The sequence below is a fragment of the Flavobacterium sp. ALD4 genome (assembly GCF_002836475.1).
Taxonomy (GTDB): Bacteria; Bacteroidota; Bacteroidia; order Flavobacteriales; family Flavobacteriaceae; genus Flavobacterium.
This window is the reverse complement of record NZ_PJBJ01000022.1, coordinates 151,617-170,260: the sequence shown is the minus strand read 5'-3', so window position 1 is coordinate 170,260 and position 18,644 is coordinate 151,617. Positions and strand designations below refer to the sequence as shown.

12 protein-coding genes and 1 pseudogene are annotated in these 18,644 nt (G+C 34.9%); 12 read left to right on the top strand and 1 reads right to left on the bottom strand.

Translation table 11 applies throughout. The features are described from left to right. Positions 1-67: 67 nt before the first annotated feature. The gene (locus CXF59_RS00885) at positions 68-6,430 is read right to left on the bottom strand and encodes a PAS domain S-box protein (RefSeq protein WP_101135839.1); all 6,363 of its coding nucleotides are present in this window, start codon (positions 6,428-6,430) and stop codon (positions 68-70) included. Between the two features lie 424 nt (positions 6,431-6,854). Between CXF59_RS00885 and CXF59_RS00880 the strand changes: the two genes are divergently transcribed. The 12 genes and pseudogenes from CXF59_RS00880 (at position 6,855) to CXF59_RS00825 (ending at position 18,500) form a co-directional block, all read left to right on the top strand. Next, positions 6,855-8,168 (top strand): TolC family protein, encoded by a 1,314-nt coding sequence (locus CXF59_RS00880; protein ID WP_101135838.1) that lies wholly within the window; start codon positions 6,855-6,857, stop codon positions 8,166-8,168. Positions 8,169-8,311: 143 nt separating this feature from the next. Next, a complete protein-coding gene (locus CXF59_RS00875) occupies positions 8,312-9,394 on the top strand; it encodes an efflux RND transporter periplasmic adaptor subunit (RefSeq protein ID WP_101135837.1) in 1,083 nt (360 codons plus the stop codon). Between the two features lie 185 nt (positions 9,395-9,579). Continuing rightward, positions 9,580-12,825, top strand: coding sequence for an efflux RND transporter permease subunit (locus CXF59_RS00870; protein WP_101135836.1), 3,246 nt, complete (start codon positions 9,580-9,582; stop codon positions 12,823-12,825). A 61-nt stretch (positions 12,826-12,886) separates the two neighbouring features. Further along, the gene (locus CXF59_RS00865) at positions 12,887-13,192 is read left to right on the top strand and encodes a hypothetical protein (RefSeq protein WP_101135835.1); all 306 of its coding nucleotides are present in this window, start codon (positions 12,887-12,889) and stop codon (positions 13,190-13,192) included. A gap of 198 nt (positions 13,193-13,390) precedes the next feature. Continuing rightward, on the top strand, positions 13,391-13,576 hold the full coding sequence (locus CXF59_RS00860) for a DUF2892 domain-containing protein (RefSeq protein ID WP_101135834.1): 186 nt from the start codon (positions 13,391-13,393) through the stop codon (positions 13,574-13,576). 306 nt (positions 13,577-13,882) lie between these two features. Further along, on the top strand, positions 13,883-14,314 hold the full coding sequence (locus CXF59_RS00855) for a DoxX family membrane protein (RefSeq protein ID WP_101135833.1): 432 nt from the start codon (positions 13,883-13,885) through the stop codon (positions 14,312-14,314). Continuing rightward, entirely contained in the window at positions 14,314-14,772 is a 459-nt protein-coding gene (locus CXF59_RS00850; RefSeq protein WP_101135832.1) for a MarR family winged helix-turn-helix transcriptional regulator, read from the top strand. Before CXF59_RS00855 ends, CXF59_RS00850 begins: the two co-directional genes overlap by 1 nt. Positions 14,773-14,791: 19 nt before the next feature. Beyond that, entirely contained in the window at positions 14,792-15,424 is a 633-nt protein-coding gene (locus CXF59_RS00845) for a nitroreductase family protein (RefSeq protein ID WP_101136113.1), read from the top strand. Positions 15,425-16,119: 695 nt separating this feature from the next. Further along, positions 16,120-16,236 (top strand): annotated as a pseudogene (locus CXF59_RS15160) (GNAT family N-acetyltransferase); the annotation flags it as partial. Between the two features lie 565 nt (positions 16,237-16,801). Then, positions 16,802-17,257, top strand: a complete 456-nt coding sequence (locus CXF59_RS00835) for a MarR family winged helix-turn-helix transcriptional regulator (RefSeq protein WP_101135831.1) — start codon at positions 16,802-16,804, stop codon at positions 17,255-17,257. Positions 17,258-17,270: 13 nt separating this feature from the next. Then, positions 17,271-17,903, top strand: a complete 633-nt coding sequence (locus CXF59_RS00830; protein ID WP_101135830.1) for an NAD(P)H-dependent oxidoreductase — start codon at positions 17,271-17,273, stop codon at positions 17,901-17,903. Between the two features lie 30 nt (positions 17,904-17,933). After that, the gene (locus tag CXF59_RS00825; RefSeq protein WP_101135829.1) at positions 17,934-18,500 is read left to right on the top strand and encodes a YceI family protein; all 567 of its coding nucleotides are present in this window, start codon (positions 17,934-17,936) and stop codon (positions 18,498-18,500) included. Positions 18,501-18,644: the final 144 nt, after the last annotated feature.

Genomic DNA, 18,644 nt, shown 5'->3' with positions numbered 1-18,644 from the left:
TTCTATTGAATGAATAACGCAAATGATATGCTTTAACCTTTTGAAGAAACAACTATAAAAAAGCACACTATTTATTCAACCATTTCATTAATATTTGTTCTAAATCGAATTCAATTATAGGTTTTGACAAATAATCGTCTAATCCTGCCTCCAGACACTTTTCCCTATCACCACTCATTATACCGGCGGTGATTGCAATAATAGGTGTACTTGCCCCCCCTGCTAACTGTCTGATTTCATGTGTAGCTTCATATCCATTTTTGTTGGGCATTTGAATGTCCATTAGAATAATATCCGGTTTTTCCTTTTTGTAGTGTTCTACAGCCTCATTTCCGTCCATAGCCTGATAAATTGTACAATTTGAAACCAATTTTTTGACTAATGTTTTTGCTAAAAGCATGTTGATTTTGTTATCCTCAACAATTAAAACCTTTTTATCAGTAATGCTACCAGCTCCTTTACCTTCACTTATTATAATGTCCTTAAAAGTTTTATTATTTTTAATTTTGAACTTTTCAAGTTTAATTTCAAAGAAAAAATCACTTCCGTCTCCATACATACTAATTAGTTGCAGCTTACTGTCCATTAGTGCTAACAATTGATTTGAAATCGCGAGACCTAAACCAGTCCCTCCGAACTTTCGATTGGTTGAATTATCCTCTTGTACAAATGAATTAAATATTTTTTCTTTGTTGTCTGCTTTAATTCCAAGACCTGTGTCTTTTACGGAAAATTTTAAAGTTGTATTTTTCTTATTTAATACGGCTATCTCCTCTACATCCAGACGTATTTCTCCAAAACTTGTAAATTTTAATGCATTACTCAATAGGTTTACCATAACCTGCTTTAGTCTAACAGAATCTGCAAGTATGTATTTCGGGACATTTGAATTTAAATTTAATATTAAATCAATATTTTTTTGTTTTGCTTGATGGCTGAATAAATCAATAACCTGCCGGATCAATAGGTACAAATTCACCTCTTCAATGTTCAATTCTAGTTTCCCGGATTCAATTTTAGAAAAATCCAAAACATCATTTACAATCTGCATTAAAGAAGTCGCAGATTCATTTATCGTCGACATATATTCTGACTGGTTCTTCTCCAGTTCTGACTTCATCAATAAATGGGTAAATCCTATAATACCATTCAACGGCGTTCTAATTTCATGACTCATATTAGCAAGAAAATCAGTTTTAGCGTTGTTTGCTGATTCAGACTGTTCTTTTGATTTCAACAATTCAATTTCCATTAATTTTCGCTCGGTCACATCAATAAAACTGATTACAATTTCTGAAATTTCTCCTTTCTGGTCTACAACCGGAAATCCGTTTACTAAAACCCATATTGTCTTGTCACTATTAAGATTATTAATTCCTAGAGTGAAGTTTTTAATCGCTGCTTTTGTTTTCAGTATTATATTTATAGGATATTTTTCAACGTCAAGAATCAAATTATCTTCATCTAGATATTTCCAAATTGGATCTAGAGCCTTTTTACCTAATATTTGTCCGGTGCTTAAACCCAATAATTCCGATGCCTTATTATTACTCATAATTACGGAAGTATCTGCTGCATGAACAACGACACCTGCATCCAAATTATCCAATAATCCTCGATACCTCGCCTCACTTTCCTGCAGTGACTGATCAATAAGTTTGACTTTTGTAATATCACGAGAAAGACAAATAAAATGGGTGTCATGTTCATCTGTTTCCTTCATGGGAGCTATAGAAAGTTCAAACCAACGCAATTCATTATTCTTCTCTACTGTGTATTGATGTCCAGACGAAAACCTTTTTTCAGCCGCTTCCCGGATTGCCGAAAAAGCTATATCAGCGGCGGCGGCAGGTAATATTTCTGAGATTTTCTTGCCTATAACTTGGTCTGTGGGTTCTATAAAGGAATCTTTGCGATGGGAATGGTATTTATAAATGGTACCGTCTAAACCTACTTCAATCATCAAATCTGGAATAGCATCAATTATTGCCTCCATTTTTTTATTCGCATTCTTAAATTCTTCTTCGGCTTTTTTGAGGTCAGTAACATCTAACATCGATCCTATAAAACGTGTCGGCTTCCCTTGCTCATCTCTTATAATTATCGCGCGTTCGTAAAAATTACCATAAGTACCATCTGATCTTAAAAAACGAAACTCATCTGACCATGAATTTGAGGCTCCAGAATAACATGATTCAATACCCTTTGTGATTCGATCACTATCATCAGGATGCAGCCTAGATCGCCATAATAATTTATTTTCCTCAGTTGACAAATTTTCGTCATACATATTTAAATTATCATGCGATACCTTGTTATGCCAGCTTTTACCGCTACCAAAATCTAATTCGAATATAGCGTCATTTGTTGCTGATGAAATTCTTTCGAATCGTTCATTTGCCTTTTTAATTGCCTCTTCGGATTTCTTGCGATCCGTTAAGTCTAAGCCCATTCCTAACAGACATTTTCGTCCTTCATATTCTATAGCTAAGGAATTGATATAATAGTGTACTTTCTTTTTTGCCTTAGTATATACCTCAACCTCAATACCGGGAGATTTTTTTTCGAAAACAGTACTAATTCTGATGTTGATCTTTTCTTTATCATCCTCGTCAAAAAGATCCAATGGAGTCATCTGACTAATTTCATGACTGTTATAACCTGTAACAAGCTCAAAGTTCTCATTCCATTTTAAAAATTTCCCATATTCATCATAGAGATAAAATATTCCAGGCAGATTATTTATTATCGTTTCTGAAAGTAATCTTTCTTTAAAAATTCGATCCTCAGCCTGCTTACGCTCTGTAATATCTGTAACGGTACCAACATAGCCCACAATCTGATTTTCTGAATTTAGCTCAGGAATGGCTTGTCCCATGACCCACGCAATTGTACCATCAGAGCGAATGAAACGATATTCTGACATTAATTTTTCATTAATACTAGTTGCCTTCTGCCAATCATTAATAATTGCCATTCTATCTTCGTCATGAACTGCGTTAAGCCAACCATTCCCTAAAGCTTCTTGAAATGATAGCCCTGAAATCTCACACCAGCTAGGATTAACATAAGTGGTAAGTCCCGCAACATCCATGCGAAATATTCCCACAGGAGATACCTCAGTAAGCGTATGGTATCTTTTCTCACTTTGAAAAACAGCCTCTTCCGCTTTTCTGTTTTGAACTTCTTTATCAAAGACTTCCAAAGCAAATGATACATCATCAGTCGCTTTTTCTAATAATTCAACTTCTTCAGCATCAAAAAAGTTTTTCTCACTGGCATAAAAACTAAAAACACCAATCACTTTACCTAATTTTTTTAAGGGTAGCGCTATTAAAGATTGGTATCCCCGACTTAATGCCTCTTCTTTCCAGGTCGCCATTATGGGATCATTTTCAATGTCATTACAAACAACCTTTTTCGCACCTCGTATTGCGACTCCTACCGGTCCCCTTCCTTGCGGTACATCCTTATTAATCGAAATCATTTTAATATCTGAGAAATACCCTTTATCTGTGCCGGAAATCATTACGGGTACTACTTTATCTGTTTTTGAATCAATTAAACCAATCCACGCCATCTTGAACTTACCTACTTCAAGCGCTATAGTACAAGCTTCTTTAAAAAGCATTTCTTCATTAGTAGCGCGAACAATAACCTGATTAATCTGGCTGATGAATGAATACAGTCGATTAACTTTAAGTAGTTTTTGCTCCTCTTCTAATCGCTCTGTTATATCCGTTACGATACCATGACAGATAACTGTTCCTTCTAATTCAACTACTGGCAAAGAGTTTACCTCATGCCAAACCAATCCTTTCGATGGATGCAAATAACGATACCTGCCTTTAAGGGGAACTAATTTAGATTTCGTGGTTTTAACTTTTTCAATCACAGCTTCTACATCCTCTGGATGGATTAGTGCAAAAATCTTATTGGCGTCATTTTCTATTTCTACATGATCGAATCCATAAATCGCTCTTATCGCGTCGCTTGCATAAGGATAGCTTAACGACCCGTCTTTATTCTGGCGCATCGAATAAATTAACCCTGGTGAAGTTGCGGCAATTTTAGCAAAAACATCTCTTTCCTTTTTTAAAGTTTTATTTGCCTCAATTCTATCAGTAACATCTCTTAAATTAATCACAATTGCTTTTAGGTTGCTGTCGTGAATCATATTATTTAAGGTACCTTCCAGCCAAATATAATGGCCTTTTTTATGTTTTACTCGAAACAAAACTGGTATTGGCACACCTGGATTGCTCAATATTTTTTGCTTTGTCTCCTGCCAGTGCCTCATGCAGTCAGGGTGCACAAATTCATTTTCAGGAATACTATCAAATTCTTCATTTGTCCATCCCGTTAATCGCATAGAGGATGCGCTGCGAAATAAGCTTTTCTTATCTTTATCAACTAATGAAATACCGCCTTCGTTATTTTCTACCAATGCAAGAAAACGTTGTTCTCTTTGTTTTAATTTTAATTCAGCATCTATTTTTTCAGTAATGTCTCTAAAGTTTGTAATAATGCCAGCTGTACTAGTATCATCAAGCCTGTTATTAAATACTCCTTCTAACCATATATATCTTCCGTCTTTATGTTTGACTTGAAACAATGCAGGAATAGGAATATTGGGATTCTGAATGGACTCTTTAATCTTATTATGTGCATATACTAAATAATCCGGATGGTAATACTCTTCATCTGTAATTGCATCAAATTCTGCATTAGAATACCCAGTGACACGGGCAGATGAAACACTTCTAAAAATAACTTTAAATGCTGCATCAATAACGGTAATTATTCCTTGGTTGTTCTCTACTAAAGCTCTAAAATATTTTTCGCTTGTTTCAATAATGGCATCCGACTTTTTCTTTTCAGTGATATCCCTAAAAAAATTAGACAAGCCATCAGCAGAAGGATAAAAATGATTCTCCACCCACTTCTGACTGTACTTATGAAAGTCTTCAAACTGATTATAAGCTTGTGTTTTCATTGCTTTAATGGCTGATTTATAGAATTCCCCATTAATAGCTTCAGGAAATTCAGTCCAAATGTGCTTCCCGATCATTTCTTCAGGATTTCGGTTCAGAACTTCTCCCGCTTTTTTATTCATATAGGTGTAACACCAATTAGTATCCAGTGCCACAAAAGCATCAGTTATGCGTTCAAATGTATTTGTAAGCAATACTTTTGCTTTTTTACTTTCTGTTATATCTTTTACAAATCCCAGGAAACGGTTCTCAGATAGTTTTACTGCATCAACAGATAAAATTATCATTCTTCCATCTTTATGAATTGCGGTAAGTTCCCCTTTTAGGCTCGTACTTTTTAATAACTGTTGAAACTGTCTTAGAGCATCTTCAAGTTTTTCCTCAAGCAGCGAATCCCCATATTTTGAAGACAATAGTTCCTCTTTAGAGAAGCCTGTTATTGAAGACGCGGCAGCATTTACTTCTAAATAATTCCCCTCTTCATCAACAACAAAAACTCCTTCAGGGGCATTATCAATATAACTTCTAAACTTAGCGTTACTTTCCTCTTTAATTAATTTAGCATTAAGGGCAACTTCAATTTGTTCCTTGGCTTTTAACGCTTCTTCTGTTTTTCTTTTTAAAGAAACGTCTTGTGTATTCCCTTTAAGTGCGATCACTTTTCCACCTATATCAGTTACGGGAATAACAACTATATGAAGCCATTTTATTCTATTTTTAGAAAAATGACTCGCCTCTTCAATTTCAAAAGGCTTCTTATCGAGTATACATTGATTGATTTTATTTTGAAATACAGCAATAGCTTTTGTTGAGAAACATTTTAGATAGGATTGAAACAACTTCTCTTTGGGCTTCTTTATAACTTCATAAATAGAATATAATTCTTCCGACCAAATCATTTTTTTATTGATTATATCGAATTCCCAACTTCCAATCTTAGCTGTTTTTTGAGCATCATTTAACAGTCGCTCACTGTTAATTAAATTTAATTGTGCTTCTCGTATCTGGGATATATCCCTTCCTATTCCATATATAAGTTTTCCGGTAGGCTCAATGCTGCTAGTCCATTGAACTGTTAGAATGGCACCATTTTTTTTAACATATCTGTTTTCGAAACCTATTGAAGCCTGACCTTTCGACAATCGCTCTATTTCAAGATTAGTTTTTACTATATCTTCAGGGTGAATAAATGAAATCAAAGTGGTGCTAAGTAATTCCTTTTTTGTGTACCCGGTTTTTTTGGAGAATGCCGGATTAACCTCTTTGTAGAATCCATCAGCTCCCGCGACGCATAGCAAATCCTCGGATTCCTTAAGATAGAATTCAAAATTGGGTAACGTATTACGTCCTTTACTAAGTTTATTTATTTCTTCCTCTTGACTTGCTATAATCTTGAGTAAATCTTCGTGGGTGGGTTGGGGGAAATTCGTATTCATAAAATTAAAATATCAGACAAGATACTACTAATAAACGGTCAAATACAATAATATACGTCCAACTACAATAAAATAGTATTTCCTGGTTAGATTGATTAATTTTTGTGACAATCGAATCCCATTTATTGTGTCTTTATCTTCTTAAACATTGCTTTTTTATTAATTACCTGTTTTAACATATAACTCACTTTACATTCCGCAGGATATACTTCATCTTTATATAAAAAAAAAAACAACTACCTGTAAATTAGATAGTTAATAAAAAATACGTAATTATTTATCTATCTTTATGTATGAAAACACTAAAAGCACAAAAACAAATTATTAAACAGTCCCTTTTTCATTTTATTCCTCGAGGGTGACATTTGTTACTGTGTAGGCTTAGTTCCGGTTTTATCTTTGTGCAATAATTAGAAATAAAATTATGAAGAAAATAAATTTAATAGTATTATTTGGGATAATTTACATATCGTCAATTAGTTACGGTCAGGACACATTGTCCCTTGCTAAAGTTGATCTTTGGCAGAAAGTTGCCGATAAAAATCTACAAATTAAGATTGCGGACCAGGAGTTTAAATCGGCACAGGCAGATTACAGACAATCCAACTCGTTATTTTTACCCAACATTACCGCTTCGCACACGGCAATTGCCACTAATAATCCTTTGATGGCTTTTGGGTCTAAATTGAATCAGGGAATCCTGACGGCATCTGATTTTAATCCAGAACTATTAAATAATCCAGATAGAACAACAAACTTTGCCAGTAAAATTGAAATTCTGCAACCCATCATCAATACAGATGGATTGTATGGAAGACAGGCGGCAAGAGCAAAGATGAATGCTTATTCGCTACAAACGGAACGCACGAAGGAATACCTGGAACTGGAAGTAAATAAATCTTTCATGGAATTGCAGCTTGCCTATAAAGCCGTTGCGGTTTTAGAAAAAGCAAATGCTACCGGTGCGGAAAACCTGAAATTAATAGGAAACTATTTCAAACAAGGGATTCTTCAAAAAACAGATTTGCTATCCGTACAAGTTCGCGTTAATGAAATAAAAAACCAATTGCAATATGCAAAAAGCAACGTACAAAACGCTTCAGATTACTTGGCTTTTCTTGTAAATGAAGATCTGGCCGGTGCTGTATACAAGCCTGCTGAAGGATTAGAAAACACTATTACTTTACAAACGATTAACACATCTCTTTCCGCAAACAGAAAAGACATTCAGGCGATGGAGCAATCTACTGAAGCCTATCAAAAAATGTTGAAATCGAGTAAAATGACTTTCTTGCCTCGTTTGAATGCTTTTGGAAGTTATCTATTGTACGATGACAACCTTTTTGGAACTAACGTAAAAGGATATGTAATAGGAGCTCAATTATTATGGAATGTATTTGACGGGTATAAATCAATTGGGAAAATGGAAAAAGCGAAAGCTGATTTCCAAAAAGCGGAGATTGAAATTCAACAATACAAAGCCAAAAGCCAACTAGAATTAAACAAGGTGAATCGCCAGCTTCATGATGCCGAGAACAAGGTCAGTCTTTCTATGTTGGATTTACAACAATCACAAGAAGCATACAGAATAAGAAGCAATCGCTTTACACAAGGATTAGAAAAAACAACAGACTTATTAGAGTCTGAAACACAGATGTTCAAAAAAGAACTTGACCATCTACAAGCCGTTTTTGATTACAACTACACACAGGAATACTTACAGTTTTTGACGAAATAAAAAAAGACAAGCACATTAGAAGCTTAAAAAACATTTTTACATCGCTAAATGGAACTATCCCAAAGCGTAACTTCTTAATGAAAAACTTAACGAATATGTCTCTATCTGATAAAAAAATAAAGCAAACCAATTAAATCATACTCATGAAAAAAATATTTATACCATTCATTGCAATCGCAATCGCTACATTATCTTCCTGCAACGGAGAAAAAAAAGAAGCAGTGGCAGAATCTCCTGCAATTGCCGTTAAGGTAAGTGGAGTCGCAGAAAACGCCAACAGCGATTTTGTGAGTGCAAGCGGGAAAATTGAAGCAGAAAACAGTGCAGATTTAAGTACGCGAATGATGGGGTATGTAACCAAAGTCTATGTGCAAATAGGACAGAAAGTGAAATCAGGACAATTATTGGTAAGCATCAATAATTCTGATTTACTGGCTAAAAAAGCACAAGTTGACGCCAGTATCCTTCAGGCTACCGCCGGATATAAAAATGCTAAAAAAGACTACGATCGTTTTGTCACTTTGTTTAAACAACAAAGTGCCTCCCAAAAAGAATTAGATGATATAACTGCTCGTTATGAAATGGCAAAAGCAGGATTAGAAGGGGCACGACAAATGCGAAATGAGGTAATGGCACAATTCAACTACTCTAATATCACAGCACCATTTTCTGGAGTGGTGACTAATACCTATGTAAAAGAAGGTGATATGGCCAATCCAGGAATGCCTTTGGTAAGTGTAGAAGGCGCTTCTAAATTAGAGGTTAGCGCCATGGTGTCAGAAAATGATATCACTTCTATCAAAAAAGGAATGCCAGTAACCGTTTTAGTAAAATCATCTAACGAAAAACTGACAGGTAAAGTAAGCGAAGTAAGTGTATCCGCTAAGAATACGGGAGGACAATATTTAGTCAAAATAAATTTAGACAAAACGGACAGTTCTGTTTTATCAGGGATGTTTGTCAATGTACAATTCCCGGCAGAAAACAAAGGTACTACCACACCAAATATGATGGTTTTAGTTCCTGAAAGTGCCTTGGTAAGACAAGGACAACTTACCGGAATATATACCGTGGGAAGCGACAACGTTGCGATTCTAAGATGGTTGAGAACAGGAAAAACATATGGTGACACGGTAGAGGTTTTATCCGGATTATCAGCTGATGAAAACTATATTATCTCTGCCGAAGGAAAGTTGTTCAACGGAGCGAAGGCAAGTGTTCAGTAAAAAAAGTTTAAAGTTTAAGGTTTAAAAGCTCAAAAATAAGAACACATAAACTGAAAAGGAATAAAAAAGTAGTCCTTAATACTGCGTGAGGGATAGCAGTGGAAATCTTTTTTGTTTTTTTTAAAACAAAAAGATTGAAACATATAGCCCGACCCTTGTGGTCACGCCCAAATAAATAAAAAATTATGCAAGAAGGAATTTCAGGTAAAATTGCCAACTTTTTCATCAACTCAAAACTAACGATTTTGATGATGATCGGTTTGATGATCATTGGTGTTTACAGTTCTTTTCTTATTCCAAGAGAAGAAGAACCACAAATAATTGTTCCGATGGCTGACGTCATGGTAGGATATCCGGGAGCTAGTCCTACCGAGGTGGAAAGCCGTGTGGCGAAACCTCTGGAGAAAATCATCTCCAATATTAAAGGGGTTGAACACATCCACACGATGGCTATGAATGGTCAGGCGCTACTTATCGTTCAATTTTATGTAGGTCAGGATGTCGAGCGCTCGTATGTGAAATTGTACGACGAACTCACCAAACATGAAAATATGTTTCCAAAAGGGGTTTCTAAACCGATGGTAAAAACACGTTCTATTGATGATGTACCCATGCTTGGAATTACGCTTTGGAGCGATAAAATGGACAGTTTTCAACTGCGCCAAATTGCTGAAGAAGTAACCTCTGAAGTAGAAAAAGTCAAAGATGTTGCCATAACGGAAGAAATTGGCGGAAGAAACCGAGTGCTAAAAGTAATTTTGGACAAAGATAAAATGGCAGAGATCGGCATTGATCCCCTAGGTATCATGCAAATGATTCAAGCTAGTAACAGCAGCTCGCAATCGGGCAGTTTCGTCAATAATGATGAAGAATATCTGATCACAACAGGGAAGTTCTTAACCTCAGTAGATGATGTCGAAAATCTGGTTGTGGGCATCAATAAAAACATGCCCATTTATTTAAAACAAGTGGCTACGGTTCAAGACGGACCGTCTACCGCAAAAAGTTACGTATCCTTTGGGTATAGTAAATCAAACGAAAAATACAAAGACGCAAAATCTGAATATCCTGCCGTAACCATATCTGTTGGTAAAGTAAAAGGTGCGGATGCGATGAAAATATCGGAGAAAATCATTGCCAAAGTTGACCATCTAAAAACTACCATGATACCTAATGATGTTCATGTTGAAGTAACGCGTAATTATGGGGAAACCGCTTCTGACAAAGTCGGTGAATTATTACTGCACTTAGGAATCGCTATATTGGCGGTTACGATATTAGTCATGTTTGCCATGGGATGGCGCGGTGGATTAGTGGTCTTCTTTTCTGTTCCATTGACTTTTGCTCTGACTTTGTTCAGTTATTATATGCTAGATTATACGTTAAACCGAATCACACTTTTCGCTCTGGTTTTCGTCGTGGGAATTGTCGTCGATGACAGTATTATTATCGCAGAGAATATGCATAGGCATTTCAAGATGAAGCGACTCCCGTTTAAACAAGCCGCTATTTATGCGATAAACGAAGTAGGAAATCCAACGATATTAGCCACATTTACAGTTATTGCAGCTATTTTACCAATGGCATTTGTATCTGGAATGATGGGGCCTTACATGAGCCCGATGCCTATTGGAGCTTCGATTGCAATGATATTATCCCTGTTTGTGGCTTTAACTGTTACGCCTTACTTAGGATATCATTTATTACAAGAAAAAGACGATCAAAAGCATAAAGATGCCAAAGGCCTCGAAACAAGCCGAGTTTACAAAATATACAACAGGCTAGAGCGTCCTTTATTGGAAAGCAGTATGAAACGAAGAGTCCTTGTTGGGATAACAGTTCTATTATTATTTGGTTCTGTTGGTATGTTTTTTACCCAATCCGTTTTAGTAAAAATGCTGCCTTTTGATAATAAAAATGAATTTCAAGTAATAATTGATATGCCAGAAGGAACGACTCTGGAAAGAACATCAGCCGTTACTAAGGAAATCGCACAATATTTAATAACAGTACCAGAGGTTGTTGATTATCAAAACTACATTGGAACATCGGCCCCAATCACTTTTAACGGATTAGTGCGTCATTATGATTTGCGTAGTGGAAGCAATATGGCCGATATTCAAGTGAACTTATTACACAAAGGAGATCGAGAATTACAAAGTCACGACATTGCAAAAAATGTACGTCCTGAAATTCAAAAAATTGCCAAAACATATGGTGCGAATGTAAAAATCATTGAAGTGCCACCGGGACCTCCTGTATTATCAACATTAGTCGCTGAGGTTTACGGACCCAATTATGAGGACCAGATTAAAGTGGCGTCGCAAGTAAAGGATATTCTGCATAAAACAGATGGTGTTGTAGATATCGACTGGACTGTGGAAGCCAATCAAACGGAATACAAACTGGTAGTAGAAAAGGAAAAAGCAATGCTGAACGGAATTGCACCACAACAAATAGTTGGGAATTTGACTTATTTATTACAAGAATATCCTATTTCTAGTTTGTACGCTGAAAATTCTAATGACAATGTAGCTATTGTTCTTTCGCTTGACGATAAAGACAAAACAAGCTTGCAAGACATCCAAAACCTTAAAATAAAGGGAAGCCAGGGGAATATGATTCCGGTGAGTGATCTGGTAAAAGTAAAAACAGATACATTACAAAAAACCATTTATCGAAAAGATCAAAAACGGGTGGTTTATGTCACTGCTGATATGGCTGGAGCATTAGAAAGTCCGGTCTATGCGATTCTGGGAATGACAGAGAAATTGGATAAAATGAAAATTCCAAAAGGATACCAACTCAATGAACTATATATGGACCAACCAACAGATGAAAGTAATTTCACGGTAAAATGGGATGGTGAATGGCAGATTACATTGGAAGTATTCCGTGATTTAGGAGTAGCATTTTTAGTCGCTATCGTGATCATTTATATGTTGATTGTAGGGTGGTTCCAGAACTTTAAAACTCCAATAGTGATGATGTTGGCGATTCCGCTATCGTTGATCGGAATTGTGTTTGGACACTGGTTATTAGGCGCATACTTCACAGCAACTTCTTTTATTGGGATGATTGCCTTGGCAGGAGTTATGGTGCGAAACTCGGTTTTACTGATTGACTTTATCGAGATCCGCTTAAATGACGGAGAACCACTAAAACAAGCAATTATTGAAGCTGGAGCAGTAAGAACCTCTCCTATTCTTTTGACGACTGGAGCAGTTGTTATTGGAGCTTCCATTATCTTATTTGATCCGTTGTTTCAAGGATTGGCGATTTCGTTAGTATTTGGAGCCATCGTTTCTACTATTCTGACATTGATTGTTGTACCGTTGATCTATTATGTGACAGAAAGAAAGAAATGGGAATCCTCCCAAGATCCCTCGGAAGAAGGGGAGCTAGAACCTAAAAAAGAAAATATTGAATAATTTCAACTACTCCAATTTCCTTGCCAGTGGGGAGGTCAGCTGGGGATAATACTATAATTATATGAAACTACTGATCATAACCGCTATAAAAGTATTTGACAAAGATGTTAAGCAAATGTTGAAACAAGCAGACGTAAAAATCTTCAGCTATAAAGCCGTAACGGGGTTTAGGGATATTTCCGAAGAAGCAATAGAAAGCAATTGGTTTGGAAGCCAAATAAACGAGAACGACTCCATACTCTACTATGCCTTTGTACAAGTTGGAAATGTAGATGCCTTTTTTACAAAAGTAAATGCTTTTAATGTAAAGCAAGAAACGTTGTCTAATATTCACGTGGTAGTATTAAATATTGAAAAACACAATTAATAAAAAAGTTAAATCACATAGAATCAGAGAAACATTAAAGGCAATAGAATAAATTTTTTACAAAGCTATGTGGGAATATCTTAAAGCTTAGTTTCTCAATCAAGAGCATAAAATGGATGCCTCTACGTATTTCAAAAAAAGAAAATTAATAACAATTAAATTAGAGGTGGAGATTAATTCGTCCCTCGCAATGACAATATGAAAAATAAAGTTTTTAGAATTGTAGTAGGCTCACTTATATTAATCAGTTTACTACTTGCAGTTTATGTAAACCTAAATTGGTTGTGGTTTACGGTTTTTATAGGCGTCAATTTAATTCAATCCGGTTTTACAAAATGGTGTTTATTGGAAACTATTTTAGCCAAATTAGGACTGAAAGACTAATTCCTATCTTATAAAATCTAAAACCCAATTTGCCAAAAGCAGATCGGGTTTTTTATGCGCTTATTTTTTTGGTTATTTATGGGATTATTGGCTAGATATAGCCATCGAAAACAAATAAAAAAGGAAACGAACGAAACTGAATCTAGACCTTGCGATTCGTCTCTTTAAATCTATTGTAGATTTCAAATCAATCATCACTTTACTAGATAAGCACACAATATTTTCCTAATAAATTATTGGATACAAAACAATTGACTACATTTGTATCGCGCGCGATAAAAACGTCTGCGATTAAAATAGCAAAAGATGAATACAATTATAAAAACAACAGTGACACAAAATATTTTCAGAATTCTACTATCCATTTTTATGGTCTATGCAGGATTCAGCCACCTTACTTTTAATAGAGTTGACTTTCAAGCACAAGTACCAGACTGGTTGCCGCTAAGCAAAGACTTGGTAGTAATACTATCAGGTATAGTAGAAATAGCATTGGGTCTCGGATTGGCTTTTTGGAAAAAGGAACGAGTAACATTTGGTTGGGCATTAGCGTTGTTTTTCGTTTTAGTATTTCCAGGTAATATTGCGCAATACCTCGACCACAAAGATGCTTTTGGAGCTTTAAATTCAGATAATTCGCGTTTAATTCGTCTGTTTTTCCAACCGGTACTTATTGCTTGGGCCTTATGGTCAACTGGTGCGTTTAAAAACTGGAGAACCAGTAAAACCAAAGACTAATGAATGACAATCAATTAAAATTAAGCAGTCAAGTCTGCTTTCCGCTCTATTCCGCTTCCCGTTTGATCACTAAAGCCTACAAACCTTATTTAGACGAAATGGGGATAACATATCCACAGTATTTGGTATTATTAGTATTGTGGGAAAACGATGGTATTTCTGTAAATCAAATTACGGAAAAGCTGCTCCTGAACACTAATACACTTTCGCCATTGCTCAAACGTATGGAAAAAATGGAACTCCTACAACGTACTCGTTCTAGTGAAGATGAAAGAAGTGTTATTGTGCAGCTAACAGAAAAAGGGAGAAGACTAAAAGAGCAAGCCAAACCCATTCCTGAAAAACTAATTAAAATATTACTTACTGAAAACATCGATTTATCTGATGTCATACAATTGAAAGAAATGCTCAATGATTGGATTACTCTACTCACAGAAAACAACAAAACAAAACAATAAAAACAAGAAAACAAACAATATGGAATTATTAGACAAATTAAATTGGAGATACGCTGCTAAGGCAATGAATGGTACAAAAGTACCTCAAGAAAAAATTGACAACATCATTGAAGCGATCTCACTTGCTCCAACTTCAAGTGGCTTGCAACCTTTTGAGGTCATTGTGATTACAAATCAAGAAATGAAGACAAAAATCAGACCTATTTCTTGGAATCAATCTGTAGTAACTGATTGCTCTCATTTATTTGTATTTGCAGCTTGGGATACCTACACTGCAGACCGCATTAACAAGATGTTTGATTTAACAAACACAATTCGGGACATGAAAAACGAAGGCTGGGAAAATTACCGTCAAATGCTTTTAAACAGTTATCCGCAAAAGGATGCTGAAGAAAACTTTAACCATGCCGCTAAACAAGCTTACATTGCATTTGCACAAGCCATTACTGCTGCAGCTTTCGAAGGGGTTGACACTACTCCTTTAGAAGGATTTGATGCTGATGCATTAGATGCAATATTAGGCCTAAGAGCTAAAGGACTTAGAAGTTGCGTTATGCTTCCTGTGGGTTACAGAGACAGTGAAAACGACTGGCTAGTTAATCTTACTAAAGTGAGAAAAAGCAAAGAAGACTTGGTTACTTTAATTGACTAAGTGCAAAGTTTCACAACATTATTAATGCAAAAGCGGTTTGAGATATACTCAAACCGCTTTTTTAATTCTCTAACTTATAACTATGAAAATGTCAAACATCTAAACTCCATTAGACATGATTGCTTTAGGGTGGCAGTAGCAAACCAAATCTCAAACATAGGTCTGCGAAAAACCAACTTTTATTTGCTCCCAAAACCTAGAGAACGTGACACCCCAATTGAACCACTACATTGAAATAGCAAGCAAAGATTTCACCTTAATCAAAATGACAAGTTTGCGCTTAAATAAGTTTTAGCTTTTTAAAACCAAATTTTAATTGTAGCTGTTTATTACTTATCTTCTTTCAGGCAAAACTGCGCCGAAATGAACTTCTCCACTTTTCCAGAAATAAAATCAGAATGCCTTTTGTTAAGGAAAATAAAGGAGATTGATGGTACTGTTATCCTATAATTACGGTCTGATAAAATAATAAATCAGTTCATAGAAATACTAGAAAACAGGAAAACGTGGACTATTGCACAAACCAAAACGTTTATCAAAAGAGTAAATGAAGACTGCGAAAACAATAAATCAGTGACTAGGGAGATCACTTATAAAATGAACTTGATAATAGCAGAACAATCTGTTAATGGAATTTTCCTGAGAACAATAATAGTGCCGAGGTTGGTCATAACCTAAGTCCTAAATTTCAAAATAAAGGAATCATGGGTGAAGCATTAAGATGCGTTATTGATTTAAGTTTTAACGTGCTAAAACTAACTAACATCGAAGCATATACACACAATAAAAACGAGTCCTCTAAAAATCATTAGAAAAACTGAATTTCGTTTTATGGAGTATCGAAAAAATGAAGCTACTAATTCCAATAGTATTTATGAACTTGTAAATAACCATCCCCAAACAATTTCATGATGACTGTGACACTAAAATAATCCTCTGTATCAAGGTTTCTAAAAAGAACCTTTCATTATAGCAAAGTGAAGAAGAACTCAACTAATTAAAAGTACGTTTTGAAAAAAGGAAACTACTAAAGACCTTTTTAGCAAAAAATAGAGTCAAAATCGTGATATATCGTTAATTAGGCAAGAACTTTGTCAGGTATACTATGTAACGTCAAATACTTGCTTTTTTTACAAACGGATCTAAACGAACCTATTTAACAGCGATTGGTTTTTTAAAAAACTAATCCGCAGCTTAAAAAACGTTGTTATCTGTTCCTATATAAAATCAATAGGTTTAAAAAACAGATAGTTAAACTAAATTCTACACCATGAATTAAAGAGCCAATGATAGTATTAACAAAAAATTAAGTCTACATTTGTATATACAACTAAATAAAGTGTTACATTTGTATCGACAAATAAAGCAACTGTTGGTATGAAAATTGAAGAGATTATAAAGACTACGACCATTTTAAATAATTCAAAACGAATTGTTTTGAATGTATTGTATGCTCAAAACGTAATCAATGAGAAATTCAATGAAGTTTTAAGACCATATGATCTTTCAGGTGAGCAATTTAATGTGTTGCGAATACTAAGAGGGCAAAAAGGAAATCCAGCTAATATGAGTGTCATTCAGGAACGAATGATAGCAAAAACGAGCAACACCACTAGGCTGGTAGATAAATTATTATTAAAAAACTTTGTCACCCGTAAGGTGTGTTTAGAAAACAGACGAAAAATAGAAGTTTTGATTACGCAAAAAGGATTACACGTTTTAGAAGAATTAGAACCTAAAGTGGTAGAGCACGAACAGCGCTTCTCTAAAAACTTGAATACGGAAGAATTAGAGCAGCTAAATAGATTATTAGAAAAATACAGAAATCAGTAAATACAACTAAATTATGAATACTTTCTTAGAAAATCAGAATTGGAGATATGCAACAAAGAAATTTGATGCAACAAAAACAATAACTGATGAAGATTTAAATACTATAAAAGAAGCTATACGTTTGAGTTCATCTTCTTTCGGATTGCAACCTTATAAAATTTTTATAATTGAAAACGCAGAATTAAGAGCACAAATAAAAGATGTAGCTTGGGGACAAGCACAAGTTATTGATGCTTCCCATCTACTAGTATTTGCAAGTAAAGTTAATATTGGCGATGAAGAGGTAGATGATTACGTTAAAAACACTAGCATCACAAGAGAAGCTTCTATAGAGTCGTTAGGCGGATATGCTAATTTTATTAAAAGCTATATAAAACCGTTAACAGAAGATGATAAAAATGTGTGGACATCAAAACAAACCTACTTAGCTATGGGTAATTTACTGAATGTTGCAGCTGAACTTAAAATTGATGTTTCTCCTATGGAAGGATTTGTTCCTGAAAAAGTGAATGAATTATTAGGTCTAGAAAAATTAGGATATACCGCTTCTCTTTTAGCACCACTAGGTTATAGACATGATGAAGATGCAACTCAGCACTACAAAAAAGTTAGAAAATCACAAGAAGATTTATTTATTACACTATAATTATTAATACAAATTAAACAATTAAAACAAATGAAAAATTTTAAAGCAATTGCGTTAGCATTAACAGTAGTATTCTCTACTCTATCGGTAGCAGCACAAACAAAAAAAGTAGATGCTTCAAAAAGCAGCATCAATTGGGTTGGAAAGAAAGTAACAGGACAACATAGTGGAACTGTAAGCGTAAAAGAAGGTACTTTAATCTTCAGAGGTGATAAATTAGCTGGCGGGAACTTCACTGTTGATATGCCAACATTAACTTCTACTGACCTTTCAGGTGACTCACAAGGAAAACTAAACGGTCACTTGAAATCAGAAGATTTCTTTGGTACTGAAAAATTCCCTACTTCTACTTTAGTTTTCAAAACTGTAGCAGCTAAAGGTAAAAATGTATACGCTATAACGGCTGACTTGACTATCAAAAATAGTACTCATCCAGTAGCATTTGATATTACCGTGAATGGAAATACCGCTACAACGGCTTTTAAAGTTGACAGAACTAAATATGATATTAAATATGGTTCAGGTAGCTTCTTTGATAATTTAGGAGATAAAGCGATCTCTGATGAATTTGAATTGGCAGTAGCTTTGAAATTTTAATATTTTTCAAAATAAAAACAAGAATCCTCAACAAGCGATCGTTGGGGATTTTTATAGCACTCCGCGGGGGAATGTAACAAAAGAAAGTTAAAATTTAGTTTTTTTTTATTCCATTGCAATTGAATAACCAAATTACATTTATAT